13 protein-coding genes and 1 tRNA gene are annotated in these 19207 nt (G+C 61.3%); 7 read left to right on the top strand and 7 right to left on the bottom strand.

Features of this window, described 5'->3' with window-relative positions; all coding sequences use genetic code 11:
- The first annotated feature begins 195 nt into the window (after nucleotides 1-195).
- The 4 genes from ACTQYB_RS07575 to ACTQYB_RS07560 all read left to right on the top strand — a co-directional run bounded on the left by ACTQYB_RS07575 (nucleotide 196) and on the right by ACTQYB_RS07560 (nucleotide 5774).
- Entirely contained in the window at nucleotides 196-708 is a 513-nt protein-coding gene (locus ACTQYB_RS07575) for a hypothetical protein (protein ID WP_441482319.1), read from the top strand.
- Nucleotides 695-2986: a DUF4037 domain-containing protein gene (locus ACTQYB_RS07570; protein WP_441482318.1), complete on the top strand. Its 2292-nt coding sequence runs from the start codon at nucleotides 695-697 to the stop codon at nucleotides 2984-2986. Before ACTQYB_RS07575 ends, ACTQYB_RS07570 begins: the two co-directional genes overlap by 14 nt.
- Nucleotides 2987-3293: 307 nt before the next feature.
- Nucleotides 3294-4007, top strand: a complete 714-nt coding sequence (locus tag ACTQYB_RS07565) for a DUF4125 family protein (RefSeq protein ID WP_441482323.1) — start codon at nucleotides 3294-3296, stop codon at nucleotides 4005-4007.
- Between the two features lie 75 nt (nucleotides 4008-4082).
- Entirely contained in the window at nucleotides 4083-5774 is a 1692-nt protein-coding gene (locus ACTQYB_RS07560) for an alpha/beta hydrolase family protein (RefSeq protein WP_441482317.1), read from the top strand.
- Nucleotides 5775-6034: 260 nt separating this feature from the next.
- On the opposite strand, the gene ACTQYB_RS07555 is transcribed toward ACTQYB_RS07560, so the two are convergent.
- Nucleotides 6035-6691: a hypothetical protein gene (locus ACTQYB_RS07555; protein WP_441482316.1), complete on the bottom strand. Its 657-nt coding sequence runs from the start codon at nucleotides 6689-6691 to the stop codon at nucleotides 6035-6037.
- Nucleotides 6688-8553 carry a PspC domain-containing protein gene (locus ACTQYB_RS07550; RefSeq protein ID WP_441482315.1) on the bottom strand — a complete coding sequence of 622 codons (1866 nt, stop codon included), beginning with the start codon at nucleotides 8551-8553 and terminating at the stop codon, nucleotides 6688-6690. The genes ACTQYB_RS07555 and ACTQYB_RS07550 overlap by 4 nt, the downstream gene beginning before the upstream one ends.
- A 116-nt stretch (nucleotides 8554-8669) precedes the next feature.
- Between ACTQYB_RS07550 and ACTQYB_RS07545 the strand changes: the two genes are divergently transcribed.
- Both ACTQYB_RS07545 and ACTQYB_RS07540 read left to right on the top strand, forming a co-directional pair.
- Complete coding sequence (locus tag ACTQYB_RS07545) at nucleotides 8670-10319, top strand: PspC domain-containing protein (RefSeq protein WP_441482322.1); 1650 nt, start codon at nucleotides 8670-8672, stop codon at nucleotides 10317-10319.
- Nucleotides 10316-11008, top strand: a complete 693-nt coding sequence (locus ACTQYB_RS07540; RefSeq protein WP_033505915.1) for a LuxR C-terminal-related transcriptional regulator — start codon at nucleotides 10316-10318, stop codon at nucleotides 11006-11008. The genes ACTQYB_RS07545 and ACTQYB_RS07540 overlap by 4 nt, the downstream gene beginning before the upstream one ends.
- A 103-nt stretch (nucleotides 11009-11111) precedes the next feature.
- On the opposite strand, the gene ACTQYB_RS07535 is transcribed toward ACTQYB_RS07540, so the two are convergent.
- From ACTQYB_RS07535 to serS, 3 genes are all read right to left on the bottom strand, one after another.
- Nucleotides 11112-11807 (bottom strand): HAD family hydrolase, encoded by a 696-nt coding sequence (locus ACTQYB_RS07535; protein WP_412170438.1) that lies wholly within the window; start codon nucleotides 11805-11807, stop codon nucleotides 11112-11114.
- Nucleotides 11808-13136: 1329 nt separating this feature from the next.
- Nucleotides 13137-13221, bottom strand: a tRNA-Ser gene (locus ACTQYB_RS07530).
- A 110-nt stretch (nucleotides 13222-13331) separates the two neighbouring features.
- On the bottom strand, nucleotides 13332-14618 hold the full coding sequence (gene serS / locus ACTQYB_RS07525; protein WP_015450904.1) for a serine--tRNA ligase: 1287 nt from the start codon (nucleotides 14616-14618) through the stop codon (nucleotides 13332-13334).
- Between the two features lie 144 nt (nucleotides 14619-14762).
- Here serS and ACTQYB_RS07520 point away from each other — a divergent pair, with 144 nt between their 5' ends.
- Complete coding sequence (locus tag ACTQYB_RS07520) at nucleotides 14763-16067, top strand: diacylglycerol/lipid kinase family protein (protein WP_414600796.1); 1305 nt, start codon at nucleotides 14763-14765, stop codon at nucleotides 16065-16067.
- Here ACTQYB_RS07520 and ACTQYB_RS07515 read toward each other — a convergent pair.
- Complete coding sequence (locus ACTQYB_RS07515) at nucleotides 16055-16936, bottom strand: PRD domain-containing protein (RefSeq protein WP_441482314.1); 882 nt, start codon at nucleotides 16934-16936, stop codon at nucleotides 16055-16057. The two genes, ACTQYB_RS07520 and ACTQYB_RS07515, sit on opposite strands and share 13 nt — an antisense overlap.
- Before the next feature lie 26 nt (nucleotides 16937-16962).
- Nucleotides 16963-19095 (bottom strand): glucose PTS transporter subunit IIA, encoded by a 2133-nt coding sequence (locus ACTQYB_RS07510; protein WP_441482313.1) that lies wholly within the window; start codon nucleotides 19093-19095, stop codon nucleotides 16963-16965.
- Nucleotides 19096-19207: the final 112 nt, after the last annotated feature.

The following is a 19207-nucleotide window of genomic DNA, read 5'->3' as shown; positions in this document are numbered from 1 at the left end:
GGCACTCGGACGGCCTTTTTAACGACACGTCACGTTAAACGCACGCCGACACGCCTACAGCCACTTGGCCTGACCGGCATCATAAACACCACGTTTAGTTCCTATAGGCCCAATTTGACGGTATCAGCTTCGACGCGGCAGGAACCTACCAAGGAGATTCCTCGGCTTCACCGACAACCATGACGCAACCACCCGATGATGCGGCTGTACCATCATGTGCTCGGACCGGGCAAGTATCTCAAGGACTACAGCGACTTAAGCGAACGCGGCACCACGAAGGACGCCCAACTTTACGGCTGGAACCTCGCGTATGCGGTGGCGCTCGGTCAGGCGAAAGGCGAGCTCGCGTCGGTCGATCGCGTCGTGTGGAAGTCCTTCGGCTCCACCGCACAGAGCGAACCCGTGGGCCGTCACGCATCTGCCAGCTCCAAAGAACCTGATCCCTTCGATAACTTGCGACGGTTGGGAATCCCAATGAATATCACAACGGAAGAACTGAACCACAAGATAGACAACGTGGTTGTGCAGACCGCGGAAAAACACGGTATCAAGACGGCGGCGTACAACAGCGATCGCGAAGCGTATGCTGCTCTAGTATCGGAAGCGACAGAGCCCAGGCCCGATGACAATATGGCGCAGAAGTCGGTAAGGGCTTACGTGCGTTGGCTCAATGAGGAATTGGAGAAGCGGGACCATGACGAATCTTAATGATTTGGCGCACACCCATGATGACGACGATATGCCCGGCGGCGATGCCATCCCCGGGCGTGGCAGTATGACCGGCGATGGCACGGATTCCACGCCGGCGCCGGACGCGTTGATGGCGGCGCTCAAGGCGGCGAATAATCCTGCTGCGTTGTTCGGCGCAAGGCCGTGCACCGCAGCCGATGACGAAGATGCTGAAGCCCCGGATGATGTCGAAAACCGGAATGACAACGATTCCAACGATTCCGCCGATTCCGGCAATCACGCCTCAGACAGCCATCACCCCCGATTTGACGTAGACACGTTCCTCGCCGGTCTGGACGCCATCTATGACAAGCATCGCGCGGGTCAAGACGCCGAAGCCTACTTGCAACAGGCAATGACCGATGCCGAAAACGCCGGTGACAACGCCGGATTGTTGACCGTCCTCAATGAAACGATGGGATTCTACCGTTCCCAGGGACGGCACGAGGACAACCAGTGGATTGTGCAACGGGCGCTCGAACTGGGCATCCGCATGGGAATCGCCGGCAGCGAGTCGTGGACAACGACGCTTGTCAACGCCGCCACCGCCATGCGCGCCGCACGGCAATACGACCAAGCGGAAGACCTGTACCGCCAAGCGCTTGACAACGCGAAAACAACCTACGGACCCCGCGACAGGCGGCTCGCCGCGCTGCATAACAACCTGTCCATGCTCTACAGCGAGACGAACCGTCTGGGCGAGGCGCGCGACCAGCTCGTGCAGGCAATGGGCATCCTCGAGGATTCGGGCGCGGACCGGCACACGGACCCCGACATCGCATCCACCTACGTCAATCTTGCGCTGGTCGAACTGGAATTGTGGCATGAGGCGTGCAAAAACGAGGCCGCGGGCAGGAGCGAAGCGAATGCGCAATCCCCTGCCGTGTTACTTGACCAAGCCGACGACGACGCTCAGCATGCGTTGACAATCTACGATGAAGGCGATCTGACCCACAGCGCGCATTATGCTTCCGCACTGGCTGCTGCGGCACAGGTACGTTTCATGCACGGCGCATTCGCAGATGCCGCTGCCTTGTATGGCAAGGCGCTCGACGTCATCGCCGAATGCTACGGCACCGACACGGAGTATTACCGGACCACCAGCGAGAATCTCCAAGCCGCCAAAGACGCGCTTGCAGAGCAATCGACATCCGCCGCACATGCCGTCGATTCGGCAGCGCAAGGGCAACAGGATGCCCGGCCCAACCACCGGCACGCCGGCAAGCGGAACATCACTTCGGACAGTGCGGATCTCAAACCGGAAATTACCGGTCTGCAACTGGCTCGGCGCACTTGGACGGAATTCGGCAAGCCGCTAATCGCGGAACGTTACCCGGAGTATCAAGGTCGCATCGCCGCCGGATTGGTCGGACATGGCTCGGAATGCTACGGTTTTGACGATTTGCTCTCCCGCGACCATGATTTCGGCCCTGGCTTCTGCCTGTGGCTGACCGACGGGGATTACGAGCGAATCGGCGAGCGCTTGCAAGCGGACTACGATGCCTTGCCGGAGCGATTCCTCGGGTTCGGACCGCGTCAGACCACACCGCGAGCGCAAGGTGCTGGCAGGCGGGTGGGAGTATTCCGTATCGGTGACTTCTTCGAATCCCTGACCGGATACCGCCAAGCCCCTAGTGCCAATCATCCGCATGAATGGCTGATGCTGGACGAGGCGACTCTCGCCACGGCGACCAACGGCCAGGTGTTCGCCGACCCGCTGGGCGCATTCTCCAAGACTCGCCAAGGTTTCAAACTCATGCCTGACGATGTGCGGTTGTCGCTGATTTCGCGCCGATTGGGCATGATCAGCCAAGCCGGGCAATACAATCTGCCCCGGATGCTGCGCCGCGGTGATGGCAGCGCGGCGTGGCTGTCCATCAGCGAATTCGCGGACGCGGTCTCCTCGCTGGTGTTCCTGATCAACACGCCGGTTTCTGCCGGATACGCACCCTATTACAAGTGGCGATTCGCCGCCCTGCGCCGTCTCAGCGCCCGCATGGGTACGCGGCTCGCCGGCGTTTGCGAACAGCTGGAACAGGTTCTTCGCCTCTCAAGCGACGCCTGCTATGGCAAAGGGGCATCACCACGTGAAGCCGCCGATGAAATCAGCACTGTGGTCAATGCCATATGCTCGGATATCGTCGCCGAACTCCAACGTGAAGGATTGACGCACAGCAACGAACGCTTCCTCGAATGGCAGCGACCGCATGTCGAGGCGCATATCGTCAGCGATGCCGCCTGTTTGCATAGCATCTAGACGGGAGTTCGACGAACCGCCGGCAACGTGCCGAATGGTCGGCATTCGGCACTGGGCAGTAGGCGGTTCAGCGGCTGCGCGATTGTTTTCCAGCGGTTTCGTCTGCACAGTTGCGTCTGCACAGTTGCGTCTGCACAGTTGCATCCGTACAGCCCGGTCTGCACAGTCGCGCTCAGCGTGTCGCAATAGCGCCGGCGGCGAATCAGGCCATGCATAGCGGGATAGGCATGCATATCATGGCAAATGTTCGCACTGCGAATCAGATAGAATCCGACAGAAAGAGGATGCCATGTCCCAACAGCCGCCGATGGTCACGGTCCGTGCCGACGATCCGATGGTTGAAACGGTGATTCGGCTGGAATGGGACCAGTTCCAACGCACGGACAATGAAGGCGGCCGGGCGGCATGCCAAGGCAACTGGCCGATGTTCCACGAGATGCGGCTGAGCCAGTTCCTCACCTGGACCCCGGCGCTGCTGGCAAGCTACGAGAACGATTTACGGCAGGCGGACCGCGTCGGGCGCAATCTGGTCACCGAAAAATACGCACGGATGATGGCCTCCACGACGCCTGACATCTACCACGAACGCATCGAACCGTATATTCCCCGACTTTCCGCGCAACGGGTGGCGCGCCAGGAGCAGGTGATCGCCCGGCAAGTCGCATGGGCGCGCGAATTCGCGGGCCGCTGGCCGGCGCTCGGGGAGGCGATGCGAGTGCTCACCACCGCCGAGGATACGCCTGAGCAGACGTCGTTCGAGACCTATCTGCGCGGCGAATTGGGCACGTATTCGGATACCACTTTCGACGAATACGAGCGTCTGGTGGCGAATATCATCGAGCAAGACGGCAACCTGACCGAGCAGACCGTACGCAACACGGTCCGGCTGGAGGGATATGCGGGGCTTGACGAAGCGCAGGCGGCACAGGCGCGACAGGCGGCGGCACAGGGCGCGAACAACCAGCAAGGCAGGCAAGAACCGCGCAATCCGCAAGATTCTCCATCCGGTGCGAAGGCATGAAAGGCGACGGGAAACCGGGAAATCAGGACAATCCAAGAATCAGGACAATCCAGACCACGAAGGCAGGAACGGCATTTGGACACCACAACGGAAGACCATGAAGAACGCGAGACAGCGGCCGGAACCGCAACCACAGGAACCGCAACGGCCGCGGAAACCCGGAAGGAGCGCGGACGTCACCGGCTCATGATCGTCGAAGGCGCAGCACTCGTGGTTCTCATCATCCTCGCTGGCATCGGTTCTGCAATCGGCGCAAACTGGCGGGTGGAACCGTATACGGACCATATCACGGTCGGTTCGTCCAGCACCGCTATCGCGGCGAATGGCCTGTCAACCGCGCAAGAAGGCACCTACAAAGTCAAGACGACGAAACTCACCATCAAACTCACCGACACGGTCAGCGTGAACGCGATCTTGCGCGAACCAATCGGCGCCCCCGGCAAACGCCCCGCGTGCGTGTTCGTGCATGGCGCCGGGACTGGCAAGGCGTCTGAAGTGTACGGCGATATCGCCCCCGCGATGACGTCCGCGGGCATCGTCACGTTGGTGCCGGACAAGCGGCTGGACAACTATTCATGGACAAGCCGCGACTATCAGGCCATGGCCCGCGACTATCTTGCCTCATGGAAGCTGCTGGCCGGATTGAACGACGTCAACCCCTCGCAGGTGGGCGTGTATGCGGAATCGGAAGGCACGTGGATCGCCACCGTCATGGCGAAACGACAGCCGGATATCGCGTTCATGATCCTCACATCCCCGCCGGTGGTGCCCGGGCGTGACCAGATGGCGATGGCGGCGACCTCGTACGCGACCATCGCGGGCGCGCCTCAAAGCGTGGTCGATGAGCTGCCGACGCTGATCAGCCTTGATTTCTCGCTTGTTGGGCTGGAGTATGCGGATTTCCCGGCACAGGATTATTACTCTGCGCTCACCATGCCGCTGCTCATCAATTACGGGACCATCGACCCGTCCATGCCCATCGAGCAGGGCGCACGCACGCTAATCGATGCAGCGAAACGTAACGGCAATGCGAATGTGACGGTACGGTACTACCCGACGAATCATCAGATGCGTACCGGCTCATCGCTGTCATTGCCCGGATTGCCGTTGGAACAGCATTACACGCATAATCTCGAGGATTGGGCCAACGCCATCGCCGCCGGCGCCACGGCTACGGACTGGGCCACGCCGATGATCGCCGGAAGTCAGCCACATCAACGGTTTGCGGCTCCTTCCAAGACACCGCATGGCATCATCGGGTCGGTTTCTGTGGCGCTCGCGTTGATGGTAGCGCAAATCCTGTGCGTGATCGCCGCTGTCATCGGGGCGGTTGCACTGTGGGTCAGTGGACGACTGCGCGCATCGAGAACGCAGACGCTGATGGGGCATAGTCATCAGTCCGAAGGCATGCCGGCGGATACTCCGCACTTCGGGCGCGGCACGGCTCCCCTACTCGCCGCAAGCGTCGTAGTTCCCGTATTGGTCGCCGGCGCACTCGGCTGGTATCTGGTCACGCTCGGGAAAGCGGCGTTGTCGCTGACGAATCGCGCCGACATACTGCGGCCTGGTTGGACGGTGTTGCAAATCGGCGCCGCCACCTGCCTGTTGTTGCTGTTCCTGGTGTTCACCATGGTGATGCGCAATGTCCGCAAATATCCCGACGAGCCGTCTATCGCGACCGGCACCGGGCACGTTATCGTCGCCACGCTCGTGCTCGCCACGTTGGCCCTGTCCATCATCGTATTCATGTTCTGGGGACTGCGATAGCCCGTCCCCCTGTTTCTGCCGACGCTCAGCAAGTCGTCAGCGTCGGCAGAAGCTGGGAGCCCGACAGGGTGTCGGGTTTTGTGGCGGCGTCGCCATGCCATGTGTGTCGCTATGTCACGGGCGACCTTGAGCGTGGCTGGGGATGCGTCAGCCCATCCGGGTCACTATGCTGCGCGTATCGCGCGCGTCACGAGCGATACCGTGTGGAGGGCGATACCGTATTGCGGACGTGGACACGTCGCGCGTTCCCGCGTTGTGCGCTACTTGCGTTCGCGCCGACGGCTGGACACCGCGTTGGTCACCGCCCAAATGATGGCGATGACCACGAGCGTGACCCCGACCGCACCAATGCTGACCGCCGCGGCGACCCACGGATCCACTGCACCGAACGGCCAATTGGGAACCATGCCGGCCATGACAATCGCCACCGCGCCGAGCAAGACCAGCAACACACCGAGCACCACAGTTCCGGCGCTGACGCCCGTCGGGGCCGGGGCATGAATGACAGACGCCGGCTCGACGGGGGCAGTCGCCTCGGCAGACCTGAAGGGTGCGCCCGTGTACATCGGCACGGTGTTGTCGCCGAGCGGATGTGACTGGCGACGCGCCTCATCCGCCACCTGCTGCCGGCGGCGCGCCAACTCATCGAGCGGAATACCACCACGCGGAACGGACGACCCGGACGGTTCATGCGAGTCAGAGGGCTCTGAAGGTTCAGACTGTTCAACCGGTTCAGGCCGCCGGGCCACCGGCTGGGTGGCGTCCTCCCGCGAAACCGCTTGCGGTACAACCTGTGTCTGAGCGGCGTCCATCGAGGAGGTCTGTGGCATGACCTTGGTCTCCGCAACCGGTTCGTCCACGTTGACGTGCCGCATGGTTACGGTTTCGACCGTATCCTGTTCCTTGACTTCACTCATTTCGTACCCTCTTTCTTGGCGTTGTCAGATGAGATGCGGACATACCCCTTGCCGTTGCCCCCGTAGCTCACGCCGACCCATCCCTGAATCGTCGAAGCGTCGATGGTCAGTTCCGGCGTGGATACGAAGTCGAAATCATCGTCATCGTCATAATCATCGTCGTCATCCTCATCATCGCTGTCGCTGTCCGAATCGGACTTCGACGAATGAGAGGATTTGCTGTCAGACCCCGAAGAGGCGGACGACTCAGGATTGGCCACATGACCTTGATCCGACGCCGACATATCGATGTGCACGCCGTCGTCGAATCCCACCTGGACAAATCGGGAGTCAACCAGCAGATATTCGCCGCCCACTCCGTTGGTGCCCATGTAACCGGCGTGTTTGAACCGGTAGGTGCAGTATTTGGGCAGTTTCACATCCACCTTGACGTCGCTCGCAATAATCCGGTAGGTGCCCGTCGGGCAGTACGACTCATAGTCATGCTCCACGTCGGTCATCTTGTGGGTGCCGTAACGCTCACCGTAATCGCTCAGGTCGATGGTCACCTTGTCGCCGGAATAGCTGTCGCCAACGAAATAGATGCCGTCATTGAGGCGTTTGAGCGTCGTCTTGGTCGCGGTCAGGGTCGTCGAACCGTTGACATCCACCCGTTCGTAGTCTTCCGCCTGCCGGTTGATGTCAGTCAGGCAATACCCGGTGGCGCCCGCGGTGAACACCATGACTACCGTGATGAACACCGACATCCACACCAGCGGGTGCAAGCCGCCGGTACGGCGTCCTTTGGCACCGAGCACGACCAGCAGAACTCCGAGTGCGACGCAGACGCATCCGATCCAACCGGTCGCCGATGCGACCATGCTGACCATTCGGGGTTCGCCATGATGATGGCTCATGACCCAGAACACCATCAGCGCCGCCGACAACAGCACCAGGCCGAACGAGGCGAGCACCACAAGCGGTCCTGCGGGCTTGCGTCGAGTGCGTACCGTGCGAGGTTGCGCGGCTTCGACCGGGCGCGCAGGCTGAGCCACATACCGCGGGTACGGCTGGGGCTGCACCGGCGGGACAGGTCCCTGCCCTTGCATCGGCATCGCAGAACTGCCCGGCATGGGCGCCCCCGGCATCGGCGTTGGAGGCGCAATCGGCCTTACGCGCCCGGAACGATACGTCGTTGCGTTGAACATCACCAAGACCAACGCGAGCGCAACAAGCGAGACCCACCCGGTGATATCCCAACGCCAGCGGTCACTCATCAGCCACGACATGACCGTGCTGACGACGATGAACATAGCGATTGGGGCGAACACCCACTGCCAGCCGTCACCGCCGTGCAGAACATCCTCGGCGATGATATGGCCGTCGTTGGTGACATCCGGCATCAGCAGCCACGCGAAAATGTAGGCATACACGCCGAAACCGCCGAAGAAGGCAAGGATGATGACGATGGCGCGCACCAAGGCGGGACTCCAGCCCAGCCGATGGGCGATACCTGCGCACACACCGCCGATATACCGGTCTTCGGTACGGACAAGGCCGCTTTGTCTGACCCACCCGAAGAACATGTCGCGCCAGTCGCGTTTCGTTGTTTTGTGCGGTTCGGGCTGGCTAGAAGGATACCAGTTGCCGTTGCGGGAGCCGGACTGGTCTGCCGCCGTGGAATTGGCGTATTGGCGTTGGGCGTTGTCGTCACGGCCTTGTTGGCCGCTGTGACCTTGCGCTTCGCCGGGTTGCGGCTGCCATGTAGATTGGGTTGATTGCGCAGATTGCCCAGGCTGCGTTGACTGCGCCGGCTGTTCCGCCGCATCGCCGGGCTGCCGCTGCGGCATCGGCTGTTGCGATTGATCATGTGTATTGCTCATGCCTCCATTACAGCAACCTCCCGCAGCCGAACGTATCGGGGAAACACCCGATTTATCCCTGAAAACAGGGTATGAACCCCGATGATATGCCCCAAGGGGCGCACAATGGAATCATGATGCAAACCACGAACGCCCCTCAGTGGATGAACACTCCGCCCGCCGACGCGCGGCCATATCAGGCGCCGGCTCCGCTTGCGCCGGCGAAACTGCCGCTGCTCAGGCCCAAATACGGCAGGATGCTCTGCGGTGTCTGCCGGGGCATCAGCATGCATCTGGGCATCCCCGTGTGGCTGGTCCGGCTCGCGTTCATCTGCTCCTCGTTTGTCTTCGGCGCAGGCATCATCGCCTATATCTTCCTGTGGGTGACCGTGCCAGTCGGCGATCCGGTGCGTGAAGCGCAGCGTATCAGCCCTGTCAACCAATCGCCGCTGTCTCGCGGCAACGCCCCCTACCCGATGCCCGGCGCCTCGGCTGCTGCTATGCCGCAGCCGGTCACGGTTGTTCCCGGGTATGTGCCGGGACAAGCGGGCGGCCCATCACGAACGCCTGCACCGACTCCCGCTCCTGCTGTTTCGGTTCCGGCGACGAGTCTTCCGACCGCACAGAATACTGCCACGTCAGACACAGCCATATCCGATGCAGCCGCGGCCGGTGCGGCAACGCCATCCGCCGCCGCACCGCCGAGCACATCCTACGCATCGGCCGATGAGCGCGCGATTCCTGCCGCCGAATCGACGGAGAACGGCGAAAGTCTGCTGGATGTCATCCGCCGCGCCCCCAAACCGGCAATCATCGCCCTGTCAGGCATCATCATGCTGATTATCAGCGGTGTCATGCTCTATACCGGGGAAACCGCAATGATCCTCCCGGCAATTATGACCGTCAGCGGCGTGCTCATCGCTTGGCTGCGATTCAACGATGGACAACGTCAGTGGCTCACCGCGATACTCGGGCTGGCGCTCCTCGTCGGCGCGTTCTGCATCACCGTACTCTTGGAACCCGGCACACCTCAAGTGCACGGCAAAACCATCCTCGCCGCAGCCGCCCTGCTGGTTGCCACCACACTCGCCGTCATCCCATGGATCATGTCATTGACGCGTTCCCTGAGCACCGAGCGCGCACTCAAAGAACGCGAGGAAGAACGCGCGGATATGACCGCGCACCTACACGACGGGGTATTGCAAACGCTGGCACTTATCCAGCTGCACAGCAGTGAACCGCAGATTGTGCTCGCACTGGCGCGCCAGCAGGAGCGCGAACTGCGCAACTGGCTGTATCAGGAGCGTACTCCACCCGACAAATCCGTCAGCGCAGGCATCAAGGACATCGCCGCCGAAGTCGAAGACGAATCAGGCAAAGCGATTGAGGTGGTGACTGTCGGCGACGCGCAGCCATGCACCCAGACCGACGCGCTGCTGAACGCCACCCGGCAGGCGCTGGTCAACGCGGTCACGCACGGCGGGGAGCCGATTTCCGTCTATTGCGAGGCGGGAGCAACCACTGTGGACGTCTACGTGCGCGACCACGGCGAAGGCTTCGATGTGAACGCCATACCCGAAGGCCGGCTCGGCATCCGTGAATCCATCATCGGCCGTATCAAACGCCGCGGAGGCACAGTACAGATCGTGTCCCGGCCACATTGGGGCACCGAAGTGCGTATGCACATGCCCATCGGCGGCACGGCGAGTCCTGCCGGCGCTCGCACGCATATCATGGACAGCGCAGGCAACGACCAGCACAGGACATCAGGAATCGAGGAGCAATGAGTCATAGCGAACAAGACGACAACGCGGACGGCAGCGACATCCGCATCGCCGTCGTTGATGACCACGAGATGTTCAGGGCTGGCGTTATCGCCACCTTGCAACCAGATTTCGATATCGTCGGGCAGGCGGGCGATGTCGAGGGCGCCATCGAGATGATTGCGCAGACCAAGCCCGATGTCGTGCTCCTCGACGTGCATGTGCCTGGCGGCGCGGGTGGTGGAGGCACGGAAATCCTCACCCGTTCGCACCCGCTCTCCCCTGATTCCGTGTTCCTGGCGTTGAGCGTCTCGGATTCGCCTCAGGATGTCGGCTCGGTGATCCGGGCGGGGGCTCGCGGATATGTGACCAAGACGATAACCGGCGATGATTTGGCCAGCTCCATCAGGCAAGTGCACGAGGGATATGCCGTGTTCTCCCCCAAACTCGCCGGATTCGTACTGTCCGCCTTCCAAAACGGCGGAATCGCGCCCGAAGGGGAAATCCACGACGATGAGCTCGACAGGCTGTCGGCGCGCGAACAGGAAGTCATGCGGCTGATTGCCCGCGGATACACGTACAAGGAAGTCGCAGCCGAGCTGTTCATCTCGGTGAAAACTGTGGAAACCCACGTCAGCGCAGTGCTGCGTAAACTCCAGTTGTCCAACAGGACCGAGCTGACGCGTTGGGCGGCGGACCGGCGCATTGTGTGAATGGCGGACGATGGCGGTCCGATTGTCCGATTGAACTGCCCGCTTGGACCGGCCGATTGAACGGCTGATTGAACCGGCTGATTGAACCGCATCGTCGGGATAATCAGGACAAGCCGAGCACTGCGCGCGCCTGGTCGGCGGATGTGAACGTCACCCCGCGCAAACCGGCTATTCTTGCCCCACGCGCGTTGCGGGGATTGTCGTCGAAAAACACCGTGGACTGCGGGTCGACACCGAAGCGATCGATTGCGCGCAGATAAATCACCGGGTCAGGCTTGAGCAGACGCTCCTGCGACGAAACGAGCGTGTCTTGCAATCGGCTGAACACATCGAATCGCGAATGCGCGATATCAACTGCCTCCGTAGTGAAATTCGTCAGGCCCCACACCCCGACGCCGGCAGATTGCAAGTCATCGACCAACTGCTCCATACCGTCAAGCACGCCGAAAATCGCCCGCTCCTCATGCTCGAGCCACATCCGCAGCACCCACGTGACCGCCGGGCCGTGGTGTCGCGCGTATTCGACAAGGACATCCTGCGTCGGAACGCCGGAATCGAGCAGGCGGTCGATGAAATCGTAGCCCCACTCGTCCGCGGAATCGAAGAACATGTCGATCACGCCTTGGGGATACAAGCCCTCAAGTGCGCGCCACGGACGCCAATCCAGCAGGACATCGCAATAATCGAAGATGACGTCGGTGATCGGGCCGCCGTGCGGGGCGATGATGGTCTCGCCTGCATGGAATGGCGACTCTTGATTGTTGATGTTGCCAATGTTCTCGTGATTACGCTCGCTCATGACTCTTATTGTCGCGCACGGCGGTGTCAATGATTGTTGATGTGTCGGCTGGTGGCATCGAGTGGCGCTATCGGGCGATGCTGCTGGGTGACACTGCAGAACGACACTCCCGGGTGGTATGGCCGAGTGATTTGTCCGAGTGTCTGAGCTTGATGAGGCAGCCGTTGTATCGTGTCAATCTGACTTATGCGTTGCCATCACTGTTTCCGGGCTGCCTCGGCGTTCAATCTGCATGGTTTGAGGGTGCAGGGCCGTTAGAGGATGGTGGCTGCTGGATGAAGGATGGGATTTGACGGGCAATCGGACATCATCACGTCCCTGCACCGAATCGGAGCACGCCGGGCGGAATAGGAATCAGTTCACGCCGGCACCGGGCCGCACCCAGCCACCAGCTAGGATGCGGTCGTGAACCCGCGGAATCCCAAGGATTTGCTTGCACCACAACAATCAACCACCGCCCGGACCGCCCCGGGGTGCCCGAAATGCGGACTAGATCGGAGAATACGAGCCGAAAACCGATCCAGTCCACAAAGGTGCACACCATCACGCACCCCGCAACCATGGCCGCACCGCGAATCCGCAGCACATCAACCATCTGCCACACCACGAAGACTAGCCGCCGGCGCACCGGCCGCGCAACCGCCCAGCCCCACGGACCGAATCGGGAATCGCGCGACGACATCGGAACCAGTCCGCACAGGGATTGGAACGCCCTCGGCCACCAGCCACGGCACCACCACAGAACCGCGGAATTCCGACAATCCACTCACACCATCACCATCAACCGCCGGCTGGCCGACCACCCCGACCATCCGAGTCGCGGACCAAATCGGGAAATGCAAGCCACAGACCAATCCAGTCCACAAAGGCATCCACCGTCAACCATCCATGCAACCACGGCCACGCCGCAAACCGCAGCACATCAACGATCCGCCAACACCACGAAGACCAGCCACCGGGACACCGGCCGCACAACCATCCGAACCCACGGACCAAACTGGAAATCGCACGACGACATCGGAGCCAGTCCACGCCGGCATCGGGACACACCCGGCCGCGCAAACTGTTCACGCCAATCAAGTCAGCATCGGCAAGCGCAGTCATCTCTCCGCTTCTACCGACACTGAGATACCCCTCAGCGTCGGTAGAGGGTTACGGGATACACGCCACGGGGTTCCGAGGCCGGACAACACATGATACGTTGCCCGGAACCCGATCTCACGATACGTCCGTCGGAACCCAATTGCATGACATGTCGGCCGAAACCCGATCACGCGGTTTTCGGCTTGATAACAAGAAACCCCGCGGGTTGAACCCACGGGGTTATTGCGGACAGGGCGAGATTCGAACTCGCGGTGGCTTGCACCACAACGGTTTTCAAGACCGTCTCCATAGACCGCTCGGACACCTGTCCATGCGTTTGCACGCACAAACGGTTATGTTACCACAAGGTCTGCATCAGACTGCGAACCAGCGAAAACATACCTGCACGATACGCGTGCAAACGCGAATCAAAAGAAAGGCTCAGGCCTCCCACTTGCGCGGTTCGATGACTTCCTTGCCGCCCATGTACGGACGCATGGCCTTCGGGATCTCGATGGAACCGTCAGCCTGCTGATGGTTTTCGAGAATCGCGACCAGCCAGCGCGTGGTGGCCAGCGTGCCGTTCAACGTAGACACCGCGCGAGTCGAGCCGTCCTCGGTACGCTCACGGATGTTCAAACGACGCGCCTGATACTCGGTGCAGTTCGAAGTGGACGTGAGCTCGCGGTAGCGGTTCTGCGTCGGCACCCAGGCCTCGCAGTCGAACTTGCGAGCAGCGGAAGCGCCCAGATCGCCGGCGGCGGTGTCGATGATGCGGTACGGCACCTCGACCTTGCCCAGCATCTCCTGCTCCATCTGCAGCAGGTGCTGATGCTCGGCGCGGGAGTTCTCCTGCTTGCAGTAGACGAACATCTCAACCTTGTCGAACTGGTGGACGCGGATGATGCCCATCGTGTCCTTGCCTGCGGCACCCGCCTCGCGACGGTAGCAGCTGGACCAGCCGCAGTAGCGCAGCGGGCCGTTGTCAAGATCAAGAATCTCGTTCTCATGCATGCCGGCGAGCGCGACTTCAGACGTACCGACCAGATACTGGTCATCCGGCTCACGCAGACGGTAGATTTCGTCCGCATGGGAGTTGAGGAAGCCGGTGCCGGCCATGACTTCGGGGCGCACAAGCGTCGGGGTGATGGCGAGCGTGAAGCCGTGCTCCTCGGCCTGGTCGACGGCCATGGTGAGCATAGCGATCTGCAGTCGGGCGACCGCACCGCGCAGGAAGTAGAAGCGGGAGCCGGAGACCTTGACGCCACGCTTCATATCGATGCCGGCAACGCCTTCACCGAGCTCGAGGTGGTTCTTCGGTTCGAAGCCTTCCGCGGCGAAATCGCGGATGGTGCCGACCTTCTTGACGACCACGTAGTCGTCCTCGCCGCCTTCCGGGGCTTCCGGCTCAACGATGTTGCTGAGCTTCCACATCGCGGTCGTGTACTCGGCCGCGGCCTGGTCTGCGGTGTCCTTGTATTCGGAGACCTTATTGGACAGCTCCTTGGTCTGGGCGATGATCTTCGCCTTCTCCTCAGGAGCGGCGGTGGCGATCTTCTTGCCCATGTCCTTCTGTTCGGCGCGTGCGGCTTCGAACGCCTTGAGCGACTCGCGACGGGTTTCGTCGGAGCGGAGCACCTCGTCGACAAGTTCCACGGATTCCCCGCGCTTGCGCTGGGATTCCTTCACGATGTCCGGATGTTCACGGATGAATTGAATATCAAGCATAGTTCAAGACTAATGCGGCAAGCCGACACGTGACTGCTGGCAGTAGGTGCCGGCGACGGCAACGCGAAACAATTCGTGGAGGGACCGTCAAATTCTCGAGATTTGCCCATGGACATCCCAGCGAAACAGGTAAGAATGGAACCTATGCAGTCGTCCAAGATGCCTATAGCGGTTGTTGTTATCGCAATCATCGTCGCGGTCGTAGCGATTGGTGTCGCCGCGTTCTTCCTTGTCCGCCATCTGCGTCGCCAGCATGTCGCCAAGGTACTTGAACAGCGGGAAGACGACCAGGTCCATTACGCGTTCATCATCAATCCATCCAAACCGCAGGCCAATGAACGGCGTCGCCAAATCAAGTCGTTCTGCGAAAGCAAAGGCATCAAACAAATCGAGTTTATCGACACGCAGCTTGACAAGGACGGCCGCGCGTGCGCACTCGAAGCGCTCGGGCATGGCGCTGACGTCGTGGTCGCGGTAGGCGGCGACGGCACGGTGCGTACGGTGGCGAGCGCGATGTCGGGCAGCGGGCATGCGATGGGCATCCTGCCGATCGGCACGGGTAATCTGTTCGCCCGCAATCTCAACATTCCCGTGGATGACTTCGAGGCAGCCCTGACCATCGCCACATCGCACGGTTCAAGGAAGGTCGACGTCGGACGCCTATCCCTGCTGGACGACCCGAACGAAGACCACCCGCATGCGTTCATGATTATCGGCGGTGTCGGCTTCGACGCGCAGATGATCGAGGAGACAGATCCGCAACTCAAGAAGAACATCAGCTGGCTGGCCTACTTCGTCAGCGGGGCGAAGAACCTGTTCACGCCGAAATTCAAGGCGGATGTGACCGTGACCGACGCACACGGCAACACGCACACGGTTGACGGACTCGTGTTCCGCACGTTCATGGCCGGCAATTGCGGTGAAATACCGGTGTTTTCACTGATGCCCAGCGCGTCCTATGATGACGGGCTGCTTGATTTCGAGATTATCGATACGACCGGCGGCCTGCTTGGCTGGGCGAACCTGTTCAATGACGTGGTCCATCAGACCATCACCAAGAAGCCACAGCAAAGCCCGCTGTCCACGAATTCGACCATCGAGCAGATGCAGGGCGTCAGCGCCGAAATCAAGCTGGAAAAGTCGGCACTTGCGGAGGTGGACGGCGACATGCTCGGCCGCACACGGCATATCCTCATCACCGTTGATCGGCAATCGCTGACCGTGCGCGCCCCGGAAAGCGACCCGGCCAAGGCGAGCGCAGCAGCGCCGGCATCCACATCAGCGCCAGGAACGGCCTCCGTTTCCACGGCCGCGCCCGTGGCCGTGCCAGCATCAGCACCGCGGTCCGAGTCGGGTTCCGCCCCCAAGTCGCCATCAGTACGCGCCTCCGTCCCCGCAACCGCACCGGCGGCCGCTCCCGGCAACAGCAATCTGAATCAATCGCGCTGAGCATCCACCGGCAACACGTCGTCCTGTTCGCGTTCATCGACGTCGGATACCACACGGGCTACATGCAACGCCAGATAAGCGATTTCAGCGGGAGTCAGATCCGCCCCCAATCGGATCGCGACGACATCGGCGATTTTCTGCGCGCACCGCATCTGATCGGGATAGGATTGCTTGATCGCCTCGATCACCGGCTCAGGCTCGCTGTCCAATTGGCGGCCTTGATAGATGCGCACGAACAGATAGCGCAGATGCGTAATGAACCGGCCGACACTGACATTGTGCTGCCCGAGCGAAATATTGCAGGTCTTCTCGATGATGACGAGCATCTGCTGGATGACGCCCGTCATGGTATAGGTATACGACAAATCCCCGTTGGAAAAGCCCGCATTGACCAGATGCAACGCGAACGCCACCGCCTCGCTGCGGGGCAGGGCATCATGCAGGCTGTCATTGAGCGCTGAAACCAGCGCCTCCCCTTGGACATACTCCTTGGCGTACAGGGAACGGACCTCCACGTCGAGCGGATATTCCACGGAGGTGCCGCGCTTGGCCCGACGCAACGCGCCGACCACGTGATCGGCGAGCGCCATGACGAGCGTAGGCGTCTGTTCGGCTTGTTGGCCGAGTCCCACGCGCGTCATGGCGTCGGTGACCAGCCGAATCGTCTCTGGAGGAATATCCGCGAGCAATTCGGCTACATGATCGGGATCGCGGCCGTCGGAAGGAACGAATTTCCGCACGACTTTGGAGTCGTCAACCCTCTGGCCGGGCTTGGCTTTGAAACCAAGGCCCCGGCCGGTGAGGATGACCTCCTGGTCGCCGTCGCGCGCAAGCACGACATTGTTGTTGAAAACGCGGAGAATATCCACGACGTTCCTTCCGATCAGCCCGCGATTCAGCGGGAGATCTCCAGAACGGCGTCTCCCGGCTTGACGTCGATGCCCGTCTTCGGGGTCACGCCGCCAAGCGCCGCGGTGTTCAGAACCGTCATCAAAGTGACGGTGTTAAAACCTGCCGCCTTGACTTTATCAAAGTCCACGGTCACCAGCTTGTCGCCGGCGTTGACGTGTTGCCCCTTGGTGACGGCCGGGGTGAAGCCCTCGCCGTTCATCTTGACCGTATCGATGCCGACGTGCACGAGCACTTCGACCCCGTCATCGGTCTTGATGCCGAAGGCGTGACCGGTTTCGGCCACAGTCGACAGCTCGCCGGACACCGGGGCGTACACGGTGGAGTCAGTGGGCTGGATGCCGACGCCCTCGCCAAGCGCGCGGGAGGCGAACACCGGGTCGCCTGCTTCATCCAAGGAAATGACGTGGCCGGCAACCGGAGCGACAACCGTATCGGTCACGGTCTTGGTTGCGGTAGCGGTAGCAGTAGCAGTTGCGACAGTATTGTCGCTCGCGGCGGCCGGGGCTGCCGGGGCTTCGACCTCGTCCATCGCCTGCTGGGCTTCCACCGCATGGTCAGCGGCCTTCTGCTCCGGGGTGCGGTAGTCGAGCGTGATAATCAGGAACATGGATACGAAGAACGCCACGGCGATGGCAATCGCATAAACCCACATCTGGCTGAACACCGGGATGGTCAGCAGCGAGGTGAAGGCGAAGGCCGTGGTGGTCACGCCGTGCACGACCTGGCCGTTGGCGAGTGTGGACGGGAAGATCCAGCCGAGAATCGCGATGACCACACCACCGATGAAGCAGCCGATGAGCATGCGCTTGTACACCAGCTTGTAGCGCAGGTGGATGCCGTACAGGCTCGGCTCGGACACACCGCCGAGCAGGCCTGCCATGAGCGCGCCGAACGCGGTCTGACGCATGTCGACGTTCTTCTCGCGCATCGCGATGACCAGCACGCCGGCGGTCGCGCCGAAGCAGGCGAAGTTCCACACGCCCATCGGGCCCTGGATGAAGTCGTAGCCCAGCGTGTTGATGTTGACCAGCATGAGGGCGTTGAGCGGCCAGTGCAGACCAAGCGGCACGAGGAACGGATAAAGCATAGGAATGAGGATCGCGAAGATGAACGGCGCGTTGTTGTTCAGCCATGCCAGGCCGATGCCGAGGCCGTTGCCGACCCACACGCCCAGCGGGCCGAGCAGGAAGGCGGTGACCGGGATCATGATGATCATGGACAGGAACGGCACGAACACCATCTGCACACTGTCGGGGATGATCCGCTCGAGACCCTTGTAGACGAGCGCGAGCACGGCGACCATGAACAGCGGCACGAACACGGAACCGGAGTAGTCGTTGAGCTGCAACGGCAGGCCGAACACCTTGGTGGAGCACGACTGGGTGCCCAGCGTGGCGTTGGTCACGCAGTTGAGGGCGCTCTTGGCCGCGGCCAGACCGCTCTTGTCGCCGAAGATGCCCGCCCACTTGTCAGGCGCGGACAGGGCCATGAACTGCGGGGTCATGAGGGCCGCCATGATGGTGGCACCGACCCAGCCGTCTACCTTGAGCTTCTTCGCGCCGTTGTAGGCGATCATGATCGGCAGGAAGTAGAAGACGCCCTCGTACGCGGCCTTGCACAGCAGCAGGGTCGGGCTTTCCGTGTCATTGGAGATGACATGGCAGGCGATGAGCACGTTGAGGATCGCGATGATCAGCGACGCACCGAGCAGCACGTTGATGATCGGGCGGAACGTGTCGGACAGGAACTCAAAGAAGTTGTCCACCCACGCGTGCTTGCCCTTGACCTTGGAGCGTTCCTGGGCTTTGACTTCGGCGTTGGACAGTTTCTTGGAGCCGTCGTTGTTGACTTCGCCGCCGCCGATATTGGCCATTTCGGGCAGCTGCATGATCTTGTCGTACATGGTGGCGACGCCGCCGCCGATGACGACCTGGTACCGGTCACCGCTCTGTGGAACGGCACCGAGCACGCCTTTCATGTGCTCGAGTCGGTTCTGGTCCACCTTGCCTGCGTCGACAAGTTCGAACCGCAAACGGGTGGCGCAATGCGTCAGGCTCTTGATGTTGCCCGGACCACCGACCGCGTCGATGATCTGCGAGGCAGTTGATTCGGCCATCGTCTTTCCTTCCTTGGGCTGTTCTTCCACTTCGTATTCACAAGGCGTCAACAAAAAAGACCCGAGGCTCGGTGGCAGATATGACAGTGCCACCGTGTCTCAGGTCTTGCGT

Source organism: Bifidobacterium sp. LCP19S3_E9 (assembly GCF_052121135.1).
GTDB lineage: Bacteria > Actinomycetota > Actinomycetes > Actinomycetales > Bifidobacteriaceae > Bifidobacterium > Bifidobacterium thermacidophilum.
Note: the sequence above shows the minus strand (reverse complement) of the source record. Positions and strands in the feature narration are given on the sequence as shown.

Coding starts and splice junctions, on each gene's coding strand:
- ACTQYB_RS07570 (WP_441482318.1), top strand. CDS start 695: ATGACGAATCTTAATGATTTGGCGCACACCCATGATGACGACGATATG.
- ACTQYB_RS07565 (WP_441482323.1), top strand. CDS start 3,294: ATGGTCACGGTCCGTGCCGACGATCCGATGGTTGAAACGGTGATTCGG.
- ACTQYB_RS07550 (WP_441482315.1), bottom strand. CDS start 8,553: ATGAGCAATACACATGATCAATCGCAACAGCCGATGCCGCAGCGGCAG.
- ACTQYB_RS07510 (WP_441482313.1), bottom strand. CDS start 19,095: ATGGCCGAATCAACTGCCTCGCAGATCATCGACGCGGTCGGTGGTCCG.
- serS (WP_015450904.1), bottom strand. CDS start 14,618: ATGCTTGATATTCAATTCATCCGTGAACATCCGGACATCGTGAAGGAA.
- ACTQYB_RS07555 (WP_441482316.1), bottom strand. CDS start 6,691: ATGAGTGAAGTCAAGGAACAGGATACGGTCGAAACCGTAACCATGCGG.
- ACTQYB_RS07545 (WP_441482322.1), top strand. CDS start 8,670: ATGCAAACCACGAACGCCCCTCAGTGGATGAACACTCCGCCCGCCGAC.
- ACTQYB_RS07575 (WP_441482319.1), top strand. CDS start 196: ATGATGCGGCTGTACCATCATGTGCTCGGACCGGGCAAGTATCTCAAG.
- ACTQYB_RS07540 (WP_033505915.1), top strand. CDS start 10,316: ATGAGTCATAGCGAACAAGACGACAACGCGGACGGCAGCGACATCCGC.
- ACTQYB_RS07520 (WP_414600796.1), top strand. CDS start 14,763: ATGCAGTCGTCCAAGATGCCTATAGCGGTTGTTGTTATCGCAATCATC.
- ACTQYB_RS07535 (WP_412170438.1), bottom strand. CDS start 11,807: ATGAGCGAGCGTAATCACGAGAACATTGGCAACATCAACAATCAAGAG.